Consider the following 16,480-nt stretch of genomic DNA (forward strand, 5'->3'; position numbering starts at 1 on the left):
GCTCCACCGCTTTCCCGCAAACGTGGCGTTTCCCTGCCGCGCCAAACGTTCTAGGGCGCGCCACCATGAACGATCCCACTACCATCCGTCGCCTTTACGGCCGCCGTCAGGGCCATAAGCTGCGCATCGGCCAGGCCGCTCTGGTCGAGGAGACGCTGGCACCGCTGAGCATAGCCGAAGCCGGACCGCTGGATGCGCAGGCTCTGTTCGGCGACGAACGGCCGCTGGAACTGGAGATCGGTTTCGGTGCGGGCGAGCATCTCGCCGGGCAGGCGGCGATGCGTCCCGACACCGGCTTCATCGGTTGCGAGCCGTTCCTCAACGGTGTCGTCGGCGCGCTCGGACATATCCGCGACGGCGGCCTGAGCAACGTCCGTCTCCACATGGGCGATGCGCTGGAGGTGGTGGAACGGCTTCCCGATGCCAGCCTGAGCCGGGTCTACCTGCTCCACCCCGATCCGTGGCCGAAGGCGCGGCATGCCAAGCGCAGGATGATCAACCACGGTCCGCTCGATGCGATCGCCGCCAAGCTGAAGCCGGGCGCCGAGTTCCGGCTGGGGACCGACGATCCGACCTATTGCCGCTGGGCGATGATGATCATGAACCAGCGTCGCGATTTCGAGTGGACCGCGCGCAAGCCCGGCGACTTCCTGACCCGGCCCGACGACTGGCCGGAAACTCGCTACGAACGCAAGGCGCGGCGACAAGGGCACGAGGTCTGGTATTTCCGGTATATCCGGCAGTAACTAGCGGAACAGCGCCGGAATCGCCTGAAGCAGCGTTGCGCCGGCGAGGGGGCCGCAGACCAGCATCACGGCGTTGAACAGCAGGATCGCTTCCACGGCCTTGCGCTCACGCGGCGTAAGCCGCCGGCGACCCGGCCTAGGCTCCCAACGGGGCGGTGGCGGCTGGTCGCGGAAATCCATGAACATCGGACGGCTCCTCGCTGGAGGCAGGCGGCTATCGGCGACGGCGCTTCTTCTTGCCGGGTTCGACCCATGGCGGCACGGCCACGAACGCGACCGGCGTTACGCTGGCGATCGTTACCAGCGGATCGACCGCGGGATCGGCGGGAAACTGGGCGCGCGCCTTGCCGAACAGAAATCGGGCGCGGGCGGCCCCGGGTGCGGCGGCGCTGGTGCCGACCCAGCGCCAGTGCCAGGGTTCCCACTTCACATTCTGTTTGTTGCCGCCGGGAAAGGACATTTCGAACCCGAAACGCGGGGCATTCTTGACCAGCCAGCGCGCCGCCGGTGTCGCGGCCATACACGCTTCGGCGTCGGGACAGCCGTTTGCCGGGCGCACGGCGAAATCGAGCGCATAACCGGTCGAATGCTCGCTGTGCCCCGGCGGCGCGACCGAAATCGCGCGGGTCGCATCGGGGTCGCCGCCGGCGTCGGGGTGTTCGCGGCAGAATACGCTGGCCTGACGAATGATAGAGCGGTGGCACGACAGCGCGCGCAACTGCCCCATAACGGCGGGATCGCCGGCGGCCGCGGCGATGAGCCGTTCGAGGTCTGGGATGATGTCGCGCCGGACCATGCAGCCGTTGAGCGCGAATCCGGCGGGGGCGACGACGAGCTCGGTCGGGGCGGCATCGCCGTAGGGCAGATGGCCGTAGACGCGGCCGTCGCTCGCCATGCTGGCCGCGGCGCCGGCGCACACCTGTCCTTGCGCGGGCGAGGCAAGGATCGCGGCGAGCAGCAGGGGGAGGACGCAGCGCATACGACGGCTCTGGCGCGAAGGGGCGGGGAGTGGCAAGGCGTTTCGCATGCATGGCGACCGCGTATTGTTCATCGACGGCGAGGCTCTGGTCATCGACAAGCCCGCAGGGCTGCCGGTCGACAAGCCGCGCGACGGCTCCCTCAGTCTGGAAAATCACCTCGATTCGCTGAAGTTCGGCTTCAAACGCTGGCCTGTGGCGGTGCATCGGCTGGACCGCGACACCAGCGGCTGCCTGTTGCTGTCGCGTAATCCGAAAGCGCACGCGAAGTTTCAGCAAGCGTTCGAGCGGGGCGAGGTGGAGAAACGCTATCTCGCGATCCTCGCCGGCGTGCCCACCGAGTCGGAGGGCGTGATCGACATGGCGCTGGGCAAGGTCAGCACGCGTGAGGAGGGCTGGCGGATCGTCTCCGATCCGAACGGCAAGTCCGCCAGCACCGCATGGCGCGTGGTTGCGACGCGCGATGGCCATGCACTGGTCGAATTCCGCCCGGCAACCGGCCGGACGCACCAGATCCGCGTGCATGCCGCGACCGGGCTGGGCCTGCCGGTGCTCGGCGATCCCCATTACGGCGGCGGCGAGCCGGGCGGCATGATGCTGCACGCTGCGGCGCTGACCGTGCCGCGCGTGGGCAAGGAACCGATCGTCGGACAAGCCCCGTTGCCCGAGCGTTTTGGCGTGTGGCCGGGGATCGCGTCGGCAGAACCGGCCTGAGCACGGCGGCGGGACGATGCCGCTGATCCAGGTGACACGCTCGATCGCGATCGACGAACGCGAGATCGAGGAGAGCTTCACCCGCTCGTCCGGCCCCGGCGGCCAGCACGTCAACACCACCGACAGCGCGGTGATGCTGCGGTTCGACGTGTGGGGATCGCCCGGCCTGCCCGACATGGTCAAGCAGCGGATGAGCGTGCTTGCCGGGTCGCGGCTGAGCAAGGACGGGGTGCTGACGCTGCGTGGCGAAGGCAGCCGGTCGCAGGAGATGAACCGGCGCGACGTGCGCGAGCGGCTGGTCGCGCTCATTCATGACGCGACGATCGTTCCCAAGAAGCGTCGCCCGACCAAACCCAGCAAGTCGGCCAAGGCGCGGCGGGTGGATGAGAAGAAGGGCCGCAGCACGGTAAAGGCCGGACGTGGCAGGGTACGGCTGGATTGAGGGAATGGCCGCGCCTACATCGCGGCCCATGTACCAGTTCGATATCTCCGCCGGCTCCAAGGCCGATCTGTACCGCGATTTGCTATCGGCGCTCGACGCGCTGACCGCCGGCGAGCCGGATGGCATCGCCAACATGGCCAATGCCGCCGCGCTGATCTGGCAGTATCTTCCGGACCTTAACTGGGCGGGCTTCTACCGGACAACAGGCGACGAGCTGGTGCTCGGACCGTTTCAGGGCAAGGCTGCGTGTATCCGCATTCCGTTCGGCAAGGGCGTGTGCGGCACGGCTGCGCAGACTGCGACGACGCAGCTGGTCGAGGATGTCCATGCCTTTCCCGGCCATATCGCCTGCGATGCCGCGAGCCGGTCGGAACTGGTGGTGCCGATCGTTCGCGACGGGGCGGTGATCGCGGTACTCGACCTCGACAGTCCGGAGCCCGCGCGATTCGATGCCGGGGATGCGACAGGGTGCGAGGCGCTGGCGGCGATACTTGCGACGCGGCTCGGTTGATCGGGTTCCCTGCGACTGTGGACCGGCGCTGATCCGATTCGGGACAGGCAGTTGCGTGGCGGCGCTATGGCGACTCGGAAAGGCCGGTGGTAAGCGGATCGTCAAGATTGTGTTAACCGTCGGCGCCGGGGGCGGGGTTCCGGCAACAGGGAGAAGACGATGCGTAGCTGGTTGATCGCGACGGCTGGACTGGCACTGGTGGCCGGTAGCGCCGGCGCGCAGGATCGCGTCGTGGCGCACGGCCCGGCCGGCATGCGACCCGGCGCGACCTTCCATGCGCCGCGTCAGGGCATGGCGCCGCCGCAGGTCATTCACCAGCAGGCTCCTATGCAGATGCGGCGGCAAGGTCAGTGGCAGCGCGGGCAAGCCGGCTCATGGCGCCCCGCGACGTGGCAAGGCGGCGGACAGCAAGGTCATGTCCAGCCGATGCAGCCGCACCCGATGCAGCCCGGCCACGTTCAGCCCGGTCATGTCCAGCCGGGACGCCCGCAAATGCCGAACGGCTGGAATCAGGGCGGTCGTCCGCCGATGGTGCACGCCGGCCAGCAGCGCTGGGGCAGCAAGGTCGGTGGTCGCTGGTGGGGCGGGGCGAACGCGCCGGGCGGCTGGAGCGCCTACCGCCGCCCGTACCGCGGCTATGCGCTGCCCAGCTATTGGGTCGCACCGCGCTTCTACGTCAGCGACTGGCAGACGTATGGCCTGACCCAGCCGAGCTACGGCTATAATTGGGTGCGCTATTACGATGACGCGGTGCTCGTCGACGGTCGTGGTTCGGTCTACGACACGCGTAGCGGGATCGACTGGGACCGGTACGATGACGGTTATGCCGGCGACGATCGCGTCTATGCCGATGGCGGCTACGACGATCGCGGGTATGACGATCGTGCCTACAACGACTCCAGCTACGAACAGCGGGACTATCGCCGCGACAATGGTGTCGGTGGTGCGGTGACCGGTGCTGTGGTGGGCGGCGTCGCCGGCAACCTGATCGCCGGCCGGGGAAACCGACTGGGCGGCACGCTGATTGGCGCGGGCGTCGGTGCCGCGGCCGGCTACGCGATCGACAAGGCAGAGGATCGCCGCGGCCCACCGCCGCCGCCCGCCGGCTACGATCGTGGTCATGCCGTGCCGGTCGCTCCGGATCGTGGCCCGCCGCCGCCGGTCGCCTATCGCGACGGTGGATCGAACTGGCGCTCCGCCGACGGCACCACCACGGTGACGACGACGGGCGGGGCGGGCGGTTACTACAGCGGCGGCTATTACTATCCCGGCGCTTCCACCACGACGGTGGTCGTCCAGACCGCACCGGTGGTGACCACCACGACGACCGAAATCTTCGAGGATACGGTGACCTATCGTCCCAGGCCGACGGTGCGCACCAAGTCGAAGCGCGTATGGCGCCCGGCGCCGAAGTGCCTCTGTCGCTAATCGGCTAACGCTCGGCTTCGAGCGGCGATCCGATCGGGGTCGAGGCGATGCCGTCCTGCATGAACGCCGCGCAGGACGGCATCGTCATGTCCGGCTGCAATGCGTGCCGGTGACGCGGAGCAAACCCGGTCGTCGCGGCCGGCTGCGGGTTGCGGCGACACTCCGCTCCTGCCTGCCCCTTATCTCCGCGGGGCGCGCCCGCCGAAGGTCGGCAAGCTTTCCGTCCCGTCCGCCGCGAGCGCCGATACGGCGATGAAATTGTCGTCGACCGGCACCTGTTTCAGGACCGCGCTGCTTCCCTGCACATCCTGCGACTTGGCCCATGCGGACGTGTCGTTCGCCCGCCAGCGGATGCGATAGCCGGCGGCGCCCGGCACCGGGGTCCAGCTGACCTGCGTGTCGCGCGACAGGTCGCCGACCAGTCCCACGGTCGCCGGGGCGGCAGGCGCGGCGGCGAGACGGGCGATCGTCGCCGCGTTGATCGCGGTCACCTTCGCCAGATAGGCGAAGTCCATCCCCTCGATCGTGTCGCCGTAGACGACGCCCTTCTCTGTCCGCAAATTCTGATGCTGGCGGTCCCAATTCTCCGCGCCGACCGAGAAGCGGACGGCAGGATAGCCGCGCTTCAGGAAGGGTTCGTGGTCGCCGCCACGCCCGAAGCGGTCCGGGCGGCGATCGATCACGACGTCGAACCTGCCGGCGATCGCATCGGCGATGCCGTCGATCGTCTTGGCGAGCGCGCGGCTGGGGCCGTCGTCCTCGCCACCTTCGCCGCGGCGGCGCTGCTGCTGCGGCAGGTCTTCCGATGCGCGAATGCCCTCCGAGAACACACGCACGCGGTTGGCGTCGACCACGCCGCCCTGACCCAGCGAGTTGCCGACGATGTCGTTGTTGAGCATTGCGGTGACGTTCCAGCCGCGCTTCTGCGCGGTGTCCGCCAGCAGTTCCGCGCCCCACAACCCTTGCTCCTCGGCGGAAAAGGCGACGTAGACGATCGTCGCGTCGAACCTGCGCTTCGACAACAATCGCGCCGCTTCCAGCACCAGCGCCACACCCGATGCATCGTCGTTGGCGCCCGGCGCATCGCTGGTCGCATCCATCACGTCGGTGACGCGGCTGTCGATATGCCCGCCGATGATGATGACGCGATCGGGGTCGCGCCCCGGCTGGATCCCGAGCACGTCCTCGACCACCACGCCATTAGGCGCGCGCGGACCGGTGAAGCTGCGGCTGATCCGCTCGACCCTGATGCAGCCGCCGCATTCGCGGCCGATCGCCTCGAATCGCTTCGCCGCCCAGTTGCGCGCCGCACCGATGCCGCGTTTCGGATCGGTCGTGGAGGACAGGGTGTGGCGCGTACCGAAGCCGACCATCGCCGCGACGTCCCTCTGCAACCGGGCGGGGTTGGGCTGGGGAAGGGCGGGAGCAGGAGCCGCCGCTGCGGCGATCAGGATCAGCATGGACATGCCGACCGGTGTGGCCCGCTCCGCGCGTCGGCTCAAGCCCTCGTTTATGCGCAGATCAGCTCAGGCGGTCGATCGCCTCCCGGGTCAGCGATCCCGGAATGATCATCACCGGCACCGGCAGCGCGCCGGCGTCGGTCCCGGCGAAATGGGCGACCAGCTTGCCCGGCGCGCCGCTCGCTGCCGCGCCCAGCACCAGCGCAGCGATATCGGGATTGGCGGCGATGATGTCGCGGATGATCTTCGGTCCTTCGCCCTGGCGGACGGTGATCGCCGGCTTCAGTCCCGATTCCTCGACCAAAGTCCCTGCTGCCGCGGCGACCAGCCCCTCGGCGTGCAGCAGCGCCTCTTCCTCGATCGTCGCCTGTACGCCGCCGAATGCGATGAACTCCTGCGGCGGGATCAGTGTCAGGATTTCCACGCCGCCTCCGGTCTTTACCGCGCGACGCGCGGCGAAGCGAAGGGCGATCTCCGCCTCCGGGCTTTCGTCGATGACGACCAGATAGATGCGCATGGCTGACCCCTTTTCCGCTACGTGGCCCGCGGCTTCCCGACGCGCAAGGCTTGACCCCTTGGCCTCTGCGGGCGAAGGGGAATACCTGCTCCCCAGGCAAGAGGACCTGCATGTCGATCGAGATCAAGATGCCCGCGCTGTCGCCGACGATGGAAGAGGGTACGCTCGCCAAGTGGCTCGTCAAGGAAGGCGACACCGTCAAGAGCGGTGACATCATGGCTGAGATCGAAACCGACAAGGCGACGATGGAATTCGAGGCGGTCGACGAAGGCGTGATCGCCAGGATCGTGATCGCCGAGGGCACCGATGGCGTGAAGGTCGGCGCGGTGATCGCGATCCTGGCCGAAGAGGGCGAGGATGCGTCCGCCGTATCGGCTCCCGCGGCAAAGAGCGAGACGCCCCAGCCCGCCGACGACCAGTTCAAGGGCCGTCCCGAGCCGACCGATCCGAACAAGACCGGCACCGAGGCCAAGCCCGCCGAGCGTGATGTCACGCAAGCCGAGGATCACGGCAAGCCCGCCGACGCCGGTGCTGCGCCTTCGGGTGGTGATGGCCAGCGCGTCAAGGCCAGCCCGCTCGCCCGCCGCATCGCCGCCGAAAAGGGCATCGAACTGTCGGGCGTCACCGGATCAGGTCCGAACGGTCGCATCGTCAAGGCCGACGTCGACAGCGCCAAGCCCGGTGCCGCCGCATCGCCTGCCTCTGCCAAGAGCGACGCTGCGCCCGCTGCCGCCGCGCCCGTCGCTGCTGCCAAGCCCGCCGCCGTGCCGGATATCCCGCACGAGGCGACCAAGCTCAGCAACATGCGCAAGACGATCGCGCGTCGCCTGACCGAATCGAAGCAGACGGTGCCGCACATCTACCTGACGGTGGATATCCAGCTCGACGCGCTGCTCAAGCTGCGTGGCGAATTGAACACGTCGCTGGAGAGCCGCGGCGTCAAGCTGTCGGTCAACGACATGCTGGTGAAGGCGCTGGGCGTCGCGCTGATCGCGGTGCCGAAGTGCAACGTGATGTTCACGCCCGATCAGCTGATCAGCTTCAAGCGCGCCGACGTGTCGGTCGCGGTGTCGACGCCGTCGGGCCTGATCACACCGATCGTCGTGGGTGCGGACACCAAGAGCCTGTCGGCGATCTCCACCGAGGTGAAGGACCTTGCGGCCCGCGCCAAGGAGAACAAGCTGAAGCCCGAGGAATTCCAGGGCGGCACCGCGTCGATCAGCAACATGGGCATGTTCGGCATCAAGCAGTTCGAGGCGGTCATCAACCCGCCACAGGGCATGATCATGGCGATCGGCGCAGGCGAGAAGCGGCCGTATGTCGTGAACGGCGAACTGGCGGTCGCGACCGTGATGTCCGCGACCGGCAGCTTCGATCACCGTGCGATCGACGGTGCCGACGGCGCCCAGCTGATGAAGGTGTTCAAGGAGCTGGTCGAGCGGCCGCTCGGCATGCTCGCCTGATCTCGCGATGGCACGGACCACGGTCGAATTGCTCTACATCGCTGCCGGGCTGGTGGCGGCGGTGGCGATGACGTGGGCCGCAGCCTGGGCCTATCCATTGGGACGTGACGTGATCTGGTGGTGCGGCGCGGGGGCGATGCTGGCGACGGTGCTGATGGGCATCGGCCCGCTGCGCCGCGCCCGCGCGATCGACCGGAGGCGCGCATGAGCGGCCTTCCCGAGGGGTCGCCGACGATCCGCGTCACTGCGATGCCGTCCGACGCCAATCCCTATGGCGACATCTTCGGCGGGTGGCTGATGGGCCAGATGGATTTGGCAGCCGGTTCGGTGGCGTCGCGCCACGCCCGTGGCCGGGCGGTGACGATCGCCTGCGATGCGATGAAGTTCCACGCGCCGGTGCTCGTCGGCGACGAAGTGTCCGTCTACGGTCGGCTCGCCGCGGTCGGCACCACGTCGATGACGATCGAGGTCGAGGCGTGGCGCCGTGCCCGTCATGCCGAAGACGCGTGCAAAGTGACGCAGGCGCGCTTCATCTTCGTCGCCACCGACGCCGACCGCAAGCCGCGCCCCGTCGCGCCGCTCGCCTGATATTTGTTTGAAACCTCCCCGGTAAGGACCTCCCAACGTGGCTGATACCTTCGACCTCCTTATCCTCGGCTCCGGTCCCGGCGGCTATGTCGCGGCGATCCGCGCGAGCCAGCTCGGCCTGAAGGTCGGCATCGTCGAGCGCGAGCGGCTGGGCGGCATCTGCCTCAACTGGGGCTGCATCCCGACCAAGGCGCTGCTGCGCACGTCGGAAGTCTATCACTACATGACCCATGCCGATGCTTACGGGCTGAAGGCGGACAACGTCTCGTTCGACCTCGGCAAGATCGTCGATCGAAGCCGCAAGGTGGCGGGGCAGCTCAATGCCGGCGTCAAGGGCCTGATGAAGAAGAACAAGGTCCAGGTCTTCGAAGGCGTCGGCGCGCTCACCGGGAAGGGCAAGTTGCAGGTCAAGCAGGGCGACAAGACGCTCGACCTCGAAGCCAAGCACATCATGATCGCCACCGGTGCACGCGCCCGCGATCTGCCGTTCGCCAAGGCCGACGGCAAGCGCATCTGGACCTATCGCCACGCGATGGTGCCGGAGGTGATGCCGACCAAGCTTCTGGTCATCGGATCGGGCGCGATCGGCGTCGAATTCGCGAGCTTCTACAACGACATGGGCGCCGACGTGACGATCGTCGAAATGCTCGACCGCATCCTGCCGGTCGAGGATGCCGAAGTCAGCGAATTCATGCACAAGGCGCTGACCAAGCAGGGCATCAAGATCCTCACCAAGTCCGGCCTCGAAAAGCTGGAAACCGGTGCGAACGGCGTCACCGCGGCGATCAAGGGTGCGGACGGCAAGGTGACGTCGACCGAGTTCAGCCATGCCATCGTTGCGATCGGCATCGTCCCCAACACCGAGAACATCGGTCTGGAAGCGCTGGGCGTCGAAACCGATCGCGGCCATATCAAGGTCGACGGCTATGGCCGCACCAACGTCGAGGGCATTTATGCGATCGGCGACGTCACCGGCGCGCCGTGGCTGGCGCACAAGGCGAGCCACGAGGGCATCGTCTGCGTCGAGCAGATCGCCGGCAAGAACCCGCATCCGTTCGAGACGTGGAACATCCCGGGCTGCACCTATTCGCGCCCGCAGGTCGCCAGCGTCGGCTTTACCGAGGCCAAAGCCAAGGAAGCGGGTTACGAGGTGAAGGCGGGCAAATTCCCCTTCATCGGCAACGGCAAGGCGATCGCGCTCGGCGAGGCGGAAGGCTTCGTCAAGACGGTGTTCGATGCCAAGACCGGCGAACTGCTCGGCGCGCACATGGTCGGCGCCGAAGTAACCGAGCTGATCCAGGGCTATGTCATCGCGCGCCAGCTTGAAACGACCGAGCATGAATTGATGGAGACGGTGTTCGCCCATCCGACGCTGAGCGAAATGATGCATGAGAGCGTATTGTCGTCGTACAATCGGGCGATTCACTTCTAGAGTCGAACCGCATTCGCGGGCGGAGACGCGGATCATGCCGGGCACAGCGTATCCGTCAGCCAGTCCGGGCCTGCTAGGTACCGGCGGTACATCCAAAACGGCCGCACTTGTACCGGGTGTGGCCGCACCGGCCATTGTGCATCGGACCTGATGCGTGCAGCTTCCTCCAGTCGGCTTTAAGTCGATGGCGGGGGGAGCTGACATATGACGAGGACGATTGCGACACCACGCTATTGCGCAGGTGCGTTGTGGCTCTTGCCTGCCATGCTGGGCGGATGCGCCTCGTTTTCAGGCGTGCCGAAAACGGTTATTCCGCTGCGTAGCATCGTCGATCTCGCGTCCGATGGAAAATACGGGCTCGCGATGGCGGCGGACAGGATCGAAGCCTCGTCCGACGTGTCGAAGTCGTATCGCGATGCGTTCATTGCCGTGCAGATGGCGGCGATCGACGCCCGCTATCTCCAATTCCGCAGCAAGCTGTCCGCCCAGTCCAAAGGCGCCAATTTCGGGCTGGAGCTCGGGGTGCTCGCGTTGACGGGTGCCGGATCGGTGGTGACCACCTCTCTGGCCAATGTCCTGTCGGCGGGTGGGGCCGGACTGACGGGAACCAAGGCGGCTCTGAGCAAGGAGGTGTACTTCGAGCGCACGCTGCCTGCCATCCTCGCCAGCATGGATGCGCAGAGGATCGCCGCGCGGACACCGATCATGGCGGGGCTCGGGCGCGACACCAAGGCGTATCCGCTCGCACAGGCGGTCGTCGATCTGTTCGCGTACCAGAACAGCGCCAGCATCGATTCCGCGATCGGCCAGCTTACCGCTTCCGCAACAAAGGAACAGGCGAAGGCGGAAGCGAAGTACGAGAACGTCACGCCGGCTTGCAGCCGTCCGGAGCAAGGTGTGGGGCGGGACTGGGATACTTTCGCGGCGGCAATCGACCGGTTGCAGCCGGCACTCGCGGCCGACGCGAAGACGTTGCAGGACATCAGCACCCTCATCGGGTCCGACCCGGCTCTGCCCGTTGCGGATCAGGCGAACGCGATCAGTGATCGCGTGGAAGCGATCTACTGCACCCGTAGCGCGATGACGGCGCTGATGACCCGTATTTCCTCGGAAACGAAGGTGGCGTTCTGATGATCAAGCACAAGGCGTTCGACGCATCGTTGAGCCTGGCCGAGTTGCAGTTGGCCCTGACGGAGCTGGATGGGCCGCGCAAGGCGCTGATCGGTATCGGCAATCAGGCAGGGGAGACGATCGGCAGCTACGACACCGATCAGGCGGGCACACGCAACATCCTGCTCTGTCCCGGCATGCCGCTGGCCCAGCCGCCCGGTGTGGTGATCGACACCGACATCGTCTTCGTAACCGGCCAGATGCAGACCGTCACCGCCTATCGCATGCCTGCTGCATAGGCTCGATCTGGCGTGAGCTGCTGCGCGGCTTGCGGATCGTGCAGCACGTCCGGCACCCGGTTCGTCGTTTCGCGTTATCGGTGGGACCGTGCGGTTCCGTGAATCGCACGATAATCGCCGGGAGAAGGCCATGACGACGCACACCGATCACGAACACACTTACAAGGACTTCAGCGACGCGGTGAACATGGCGCCCGCCGAACTGGAGCGCTTCCTCGAGAGCGACGATAGCAAGCGGGTCGGCTGGAAGGGCGAGGATGGCAAAGGATCGGGCGAAAGCGTCGGGCATCGCTCCGGCAAACGGATCGTCGCGATCAAGCGGACGAAGAAGGCCGATCTCACCGACGACGATTATGCCCATATGAAAAAGGTCGTCGGATACGTTCACCGCCATCTGGCGCAGGGCGGTCCAGCCGACGATGTCGCCCGGAGCGACTGGCGCTATTCGCTGATGAACTGGGGCCACGATCCCATGAAGACGTGACCCGCACCCTTCACGGCTAGGCTGCCGCCGTATCGTCCCACCGGCGGGTAGCCAGGGACCGCGCCTCGTCGACGGGTAGCGGTCGCCCGAAATAATAGCCCTGCACCTTGGTACAGCCCAGGTCCTGGACCATCCGATGCTCGGCCTCGGTCTCGACGCCTTCGGCCGTGGTCGCCATGCCGAGGCTCTGGGCCAGCGCCACGACCGCGCGGATGATCGCGATCGCCTCCTTCACACCCTTGGACGCGCCCTGAACGAAACTGCGATCGATCTTGATCGATGAGAAGCGCGTTCGCGACAGATACCCCAGCGACGAATAGCCGGTCCCGAAATCGTCCAGGCTGAGCCGGACGCCAAGGTCGAGGATGCGCTCCAATACCTTGGTCGCACCGAGGCCTTCATGCATGAAGACGCTCTCGGTCACCTCCAGTTCGAGCCGTTCCGCCGACAAGCCCGAATTGGCCAGGGCCGACGTCACGACCGTGACGAAATGGGGGTTCTGCAACTGATCGGGGGACACGTTCACCGCGATCCGCACATCCGACCGCCATGTCGCCGCCTCGGCACAGGCAGTGCGCAACACCCATTCGCCGATCGGCTGTATCAGTCGCGCCTCTTCGGCAAGCGGTATGAACTTGGCAGGCGAAACGTTGCCGAATTGCGGGCTTTGCCAGCGCAGCAACGCCTCGAACCCCTTCAGTCCGCCGGTGCCCGCATCGACGACCGGCTGATAGTGAAGATGCATCTCGCCGTTATCGAGCGCTTGTCGCAGTGCCATCTCGAGCACGCGGCGCTCTTCCGCCTGAACATGCAGTTCGGGCTCGTAGGCATGGTATACGCCGCGGCCCGCATCTTTCGCACGGTATAGCGCAAGGTCGGCGGAGCGGATCAGCATCTCCGCGGTTCGTCCGTCCCGCGGCCCGATCGCCAGCCCGACGGAGGCGCCGATGTAGAGCGTGTGCGCGTCGACTTCATAGGGGCGCGACAGCGTTTCGATGATCCGGCGGGCGAGGCCTTCCACCTTGGCGGTATTTGTCGCATCGCGCATCACGACGGCGAATTCATCGCCACCCAGACGCCCGCACATCTCGTTTTCGCTCATCAACTGGCCGAGCCGTTCGGATACACGACCCAGCAGACGGTCGCCGATCGGGTGGCCCAGCGTGTCGTTGACCGCCTTGAATCGATCGAGATCGATCATCATGAACGCGCAGCGCCGGCCCCATTTGTCGGCATCCGCCATCGCGCGGACGAGCGTCTCGTTGACCATCAGGCGGTTGGGCAGACCCGTCAGCGTGTCGAACCGAGCCATCCGGTTGATCTTGTCCGCCGAGGCGCGCTGTTCGGTCACATCGGAGCCGACACCGCGGAAGCCGCAGAACGACCCGGTCTCGTCGAAACGGGGGCTCGCGGCGAGTTCCCACCACCGCTCCTCGCCCCGCACGTCGAGCGGCAAACGCAGATCGCGGAAGCTTTCGCGCGTCTTGAGCTTGTCGGCGAGGCTGCGCAGCCCGGCCGAAAAATTGCCGGATTCCCAGGTCGGCCCGGCGAGCACCTGCAGAAACGGCATACCCTCGATCGTGACCGGGTCGAGACCGCAGGCATAGGCGAAGCGCGGCGACGCCTTGATCACGCGGCGGGCGGCGTCGGTTTCCCACAGCCAGTCCGCGCTCGTCTCCTCGAACTCGCGCAGCAACAGGCTGACCGTCTCGTCGCGCTCGCCCAGCGCCATCTGGCTCGCGCGGATCACGACGAGCGAACGCGCGCGATTGAGGCAGATGATGACGAGCATCGCCGTGAACAGCGAAGTCGCACCGGCGGCGGCGAAGCTGTGCAGCAGCAGTAACTTTGCGGTGACGATGGTCCCCAGACCGCCGACGAAGGCGATCGTCGCCAGCGCCAACGGTGCCATGGCGACCGCGCCGGCCGTCATCAGCACCGACAGGATCATCCACAGTACATAGGCGCTGTTCGATCCCGGATGCGGATCGAAGACGAGGCAGGGGATGGACCAGGCCGCGGCAAGTGCCACGCCTTCGATTGCGGTCGTTCGAAGATCGGCCTGCGTCGCATAGCCCCCGTCGCGGTGGCGGGTCGACAGGCGGCGAACGGCAACCGCCACCGATACGATCGCGACCAGTGCCGCCCATCCGGTGAGTAGCATATGCCGCACTTCGTCGGCGAACAGCGACACGGTCATCGCTGCGGCGCTCAAATTGGCGGCGAGCAGGAACAGCGCGAGCTGACGCCCCGCGTCCAGCTGGGTCGAACGGATGCGGGCCCATTGCGCGGCGTCGGCACCATCGCTGAAGCCGAGCAATTGCGAGAAGCGGATCGCGGTCGGATCCGTGGCGGGGGCGATATCCTGGCTCACCCGATCAGCGATTAAGCGGGTGAGGTTGACGTATCGTTATGAGCGGGTCCCGGCGGTCGAAAAACGCGCCACCGGGACGAACCGGTCAGGCAGCGATCGCATAGGGTTTGATATCGCCATTCAGATACAGGTTGCGCGCCTTCGCCCGGCTCAGCTTGCCCGAGCTGGTCCGCGGCAGCGTACGCGGCGGGATCAGCTCGATCACGCAGTTCATGCCCGTCACCGAACGGACACGCTCGCGGATTTCCTCGCGCAGGCGCTGGCGTTCGGCATCGTCGCTGCTGCGACACTGGACCAGCACCGCCGGCGTCTCCTCGCCGCCCGGCGTGGTGATCGCGAAGGCGGCGATATCGCCGGCCTTGAAGCCCGGCAATTGCTCGACCGCCCATTCGATGTCCTGCGGCCAATGGTTCTTGCCGTTGACGATGATCATGTCCTTGGCGCGGCCGACGATGTAGATGTAGCCGTTCGACATGTAGGCCATATCGCCGGTGTCCAGCCAGCCATCGCTCATGCACGCTTCGGTCGCGGCGTCATCGCGGAAATAACCGACCATTACGCTCGGCCCCTTGCACCAGAGCTTGCCGATCGCGCCGTCGGGCAGGGGGGTGCCGTCCTCTTCGCGAATCTCGACGGCCATGTCGCGCACCGGCTTGCCGCAATTGACGATGGCGCGGAAGCGCTGCGGGCGCGGGCCGTCGTTGGCCGCGAGCGATTCGCCGCCGCCCGACAGCTGCGTCTCTTCGACCAGCTCCACCCGGATGCCTTCGCCGGGCGGCATCAACGATACCGCGAGCGTCGCCTCGGCCAGGCCATAGCTCGGCAGGAACGCGCTGGCCTTGAACCCGGCATCGGCGAAGGCGTCGACGAAAGCCTGCATCACGTCGGGACGGATCATGTCGGCGCCATTGCCCGCGACGCGCCAGCGCGACAGGTCGAACCGGTCGCTCGCCTTGGTCTGCGACGACATGCGGCGCGCGCAAATGTCGTATCCGAATGTCGGCGAATAGCTGAGCGCGGTGCCGTCGTGCCGGCTGATCAGGTCCAGCCACGCCAGCGGGCGCCGGGCGAAATCCTCGGTCTTCAGATAATCCGTCGACACCTGATTGGCGACCGGCGACAGGAAACAGCCGACCAGACCCATGTCGTGATACCAGGGCAGCCACGAAATGCAGCGATCGGTGCCGTCGATCTCCATGCCGTGGCTGTGCGCGGCGAGGTTGTTGAGCAGCGCATGATGTGTGATCGCGACGCCGTGCGGGAAGCGGGTCGAGCCGCTGGAATATTGCAGATAGGCGATCGCCTGTCCGTCCGCCTGCGGCAGTGCCACCGCCGTCGCCTCGCGCGTCTGGAACTCGGACCAGTCGATCCCCTCGGTCCCGGCGAGCTTCGCCGCTTCCGCCGCCATCGCCGCCAGCTCGGGCGGGAAGATCAGCATCCTTGGGTCGCAACTGGCGAGCTGGACGCGCAATTGCTCGATATACGAATCGCGTCCGCCGAACGACGTCGGCAGGGGCAGCGGCACCGGCCATGCACCGGCATAGACGGTGCCGAAGAACAGGGCGGCGAATTCCGGACCCGTTTCGGCGACCAGCGCGATGCGATCCTCCGGCCCTACGCCCGCCGCGATCAGCCGGTGCGCCATCGCGATCGCATCGTCGCGCAGCTCGGCGAAGGTATAGGCACGGGCCAGCGTTCCGCGTGCGTCGTGGAAGTTGAGGCCACGCTGCCCCTGCGCGGCATAGTCCAGCGCCTCGCCCAGCGTGGCGAAGTCCGCATAGCGACGCGGCAGGCCGTCGAGCGTCGGCGTAGCGGCCATGGGAGGCGTCGGCGAAGGCGCAGACTGCTGGGTCATCGAAAATCCTGTTCACTCGCCGCGACCCGCGGCTGTCGTAATCCTCACGCTATAACGCGCGATCATCGTTCTCAATCCGT

Annotated in this window: 18 protein-coding genes; 12 read left to right on the forward strand and 6 right to left on the reverse strand. The window is 66.7% G+C overall.

Going from position 1 to position 16,480, the window contains the following annotated elements; all coding sequences use genetic code 11:
- The first annotated feature begins 65 nt into the window (after positions 1 to 65).
- Positions 66 to 746, forward strand: coding sequence for a tRNA (guanosine(46)-N7)-methyltransferase TrmB (trmB, locus tag LRA87_RS14890; RefSeq protein ID WP_230632601.1), 681 nt, complete (start codon positions 66 to 68; stop codon positions 744 to 746).
- On the opposite strand, the gene LRA87_RS14895 is transcribed toward trmB, so the two are convergent.
- Both LRA87_RS14895 and LRA87_RS14900 read right to left on the reverse strand, forming a co-directional pair.
- The gene (locus LRA87_RS14895; RefSeq protein ID WP_230632603.1) at positions 747 to 932 is read right to left on the reverse strand and encodes a hypothetical protein; all 186 of its coding nucleotides are present in this window, start codon (positions 930 to 932) and stop codon (positions 747 to 749) included. It lies immediately after the preceding gene.
- A gap of 28 nt (positions 933 to 960) precedes the next feature.
- Positions 961 to 1,725 carry a M15 family metallopeptidase gene (locus tag LRA87_RS14900; RefSeq protein WP_230632605.1) on the reverse strand — a complete coding sequence of 255 codons (765 nt, stop codon included), beginning with the start codon at positions 1,723 to 1,725 and terminating at the stop codon, positions 961 to 963.
- A gap of 46 nt (positions 1,726 to 1,771) precedes the next feature.
- Here LRA87_RS14900 and LRA87_RS14905 point away from each other — a divergent pair, with 46 nt between their 5' ends.
- The 4 genes from LRA87_RS14905 to LRA87_RS14920 all read left to right on the forward strand — a co-directional run bounded on the left by LRA87_RS14905 (position 1,772) and on the right by LRA87_RS14920 (position 4,818).
- The gene (locus tag LRA87_RS14905) at positions 1,772 to 2,437 is read left to right on the forward strand and encodes an RluA family pseudouridine synthase (RefSeq protein ID WP_230632607.1); all 666 of its coding nucleotides are present in this window, start codon (positions 1,772 to 1,774) and stop codon (positions 2,435 to 2,437) included.
- A 16-nt stretch (positions 2,438 to 2,453) separates the two neighbouring features.
- Positions 2,454 to 2,879: an alternative ribosome rescue aminoacyl-tRNA hydrolase ArfB gene (gene arfB / locus LRA87_RS14910; protein WP_230632609.1), complete on the forward strand. Its 426-nt coding sequence runs from the start codon at positions 2,454 to 2,456 to the stop codon at positions 2,877 to 2,879.
- Between the two features lie 28 nt (positions 2,880 to 2,907).
- Complete coding sequence (locus LRA87_RS14915) at positions 2,908 to 3,390, forward strand: GAF domain-containing protein (RefSeq protein ID WP_230632611.1); 483 nt, start codon at positions 2,908 to 2,910, stop codon at positions 3,388 to 3,390.
- A 159-nt stretch (positions 3,391 to 3,549) separates the two neighbouring features.
- Positions 3,550 to 4,818, forward strand: coding sequence for an RcnB family protein (locus LRA87_RS14920; RefSeq protein ID WP_230632613.1), 1,269 nt, complete (start codon positions 3,550 to 3,552; stop codon positions 4,816 to 4,818).
- A 179-nt stretch (positions 4,819 to 4,997) separates the two neighbouring features.
- On the opposite strand, the gene LRA87_RS14925 is transcribed toward LRA87_RS14920, so the two are convergent.
- Positions 4,998 to 6,284 carry a M20/M25/M40 family metallo-hydrolase gene (locus tag LRA87_RS14925; RefSeq protein WP_230632615.1) on the reverse strand — a complete coding sequence of 429 codons (1,287 nt, stop codon included), beginning with the start codon at positions 6,282 to 6,284 and terminating at the stop codon, positions 4,998 to 5,000.
- Positions 6,285 to 6,339: 55 nt separating this feature from the next.
- Positions 6,340 to 6,795 (reverse strand): universal stress protein, encoded by a 456-nt coding sequence (locus LRA87_RS14930; RefSeq protein WP_230632617.1) that lies wholly within the window; start codon positions 6,793 to 6,795, stop codon positions 6,340 to 6,342.
- A gap of 110 nt (positions 6,796 to 6,905) precedes the next feature.
- Here LRA87_RS14930 and LRA87_RS14935 point away from each other — a divergent pair, with 110 nt between their 5' ends.
- The 7 genes from LRA87_RS14935 (at position 6,906) to LRA87_RS14965 (ending at position 12,171) form a co-directional block, all read left to right on the forward strand.
- Positions 6,906 to 8,258, forward strand: a complete 1,353-nt coding sequence (locus tag LRA87_RS14935) for a pyruvate dehydrogenase complex dihydrolipoamide acetyltransferase (protein ID WP_230632619.1) — start codon at positions 6,906 to 6,908, stop codon at positions 8,256 to 8,258.
- Positions 8,259 to 8,265: 7 nt separating this feature from the next.
- The gene (locus LRA87_RS14940; RefSeq protein ID WP_230632621.1) at positions 8,266 to 8,466 is read left to right on the forward strand and encodes a hypothetical protein; all 201 of its coding nucleotides are present in this window, start codon (positions 8,266 to 8,268) and stop codon (positions 8,464 to 8,466) included.
- On the forward strand, positions 8,463 to 8,846 hold the full coding sequence (locus LRA87_RS14945) for an acyl-CoA thioesterase (RefSeq protein WP_230632623.1): 384 nt from the start codon (positions 8,463 to 8,465) through the stop codon (positions 8,844 to 8,846). The genes LRA87_RS14940 and LRA87_RS14945 overlap by 4 nt, the downstream gene beginning before the upstream one ends.
- A gap of 37 nt (positions 8,847 to 8,883) precedes the next feature.
- Complete coding sequence (gene lpdA, locus LRA87_RS14950; protein WP_230632625.1) at positions 8,884 to 10,278, forward strand: dihydrolipoyl dehydrogenase; 1,395 nt, start codon at positions 8,884 to 8,886, stop codon at positions 10,276 to 10,278.
- A gap of 204 nt (positions 10,279 to 10,482) precedes the next feature.
- Positions 10,483 to 11,409 (forward strand): hypothetical protein, encoded by a 927-nt coding sequence (locus tag LRA87_RS14955; RefSeq protein WP_230632627.1) that lies wholly within the window; start codon positions 10,483 to 10,485, stop codon positions 11,407 to 11,409.
- On the forward strand, positions 11,409 to 11,687 hold the full coding sequence (locus LRA87_RS14960) for a hypothetical protein (protein ID WP_230632629.1): 279 nt from the start codon (positions 11,409 to 11,411) through the stop codon (positions 11,685 to 11,687). Before LRA87_RS14955 ends, LRA87_RS14960 begins: the two co-directional genes overlap by 1 nt.
- 130 nt (positions 11,688 to 11,817) lie before the next feature.
- On the forward strand, positions 11,818 to 12,171 hold the full coding sequence (locus LRA87_RS14965; RefSeq protein WP_230632631.1) for a DUF3140 domain-containing protein: 354 nt from the start codon (positions 11,818 to 11,820) through the stop codon (positions 12,169 to 12,171).
- Between the two features lie 16 nt (positions 12,172 to 12,187).
- On the opposite strand, the gene LRA87_RS14970 is transcribed toward LRA87_RS14965, so the two are convergent.
- A complete protein-coding gene (locus tag LRA87_RS14970) occupies positions 12,188 to 14,545 on the reverse strand; it encodes a putative bifunctional diguanylate cyclase/phosphodiesterase (protein ID WP_230632633.1) in 2,358 nt (785 codons plus the stop codon).
- Positions 14,546 to 14,630: 85 nt separating this feature from the next.
- Positions 14,631 to 16,400: a fatty acyl-AMP ligase gene (locus LRA87_RS14975; RefSeq protein ID WP_230632635.1), complete on the reverse strand. Its 1,770-nt coding sequence runs from the start codon at positions 16,398 to 16,400 to the stop codon at positions 14,631 to 14,633.
- Positions 16,401 to 16,480: the final 80 nt, after the last annotated feature.

This window comes from Sphingomonas sp. Leaf37 (assembly GCF_920939475.1).
GTDB lineage: Bacteria > Pseudomonadota > Alphaproteobacteria > Sphingomonadales > Sphingomonadaceae > Sphingomonas.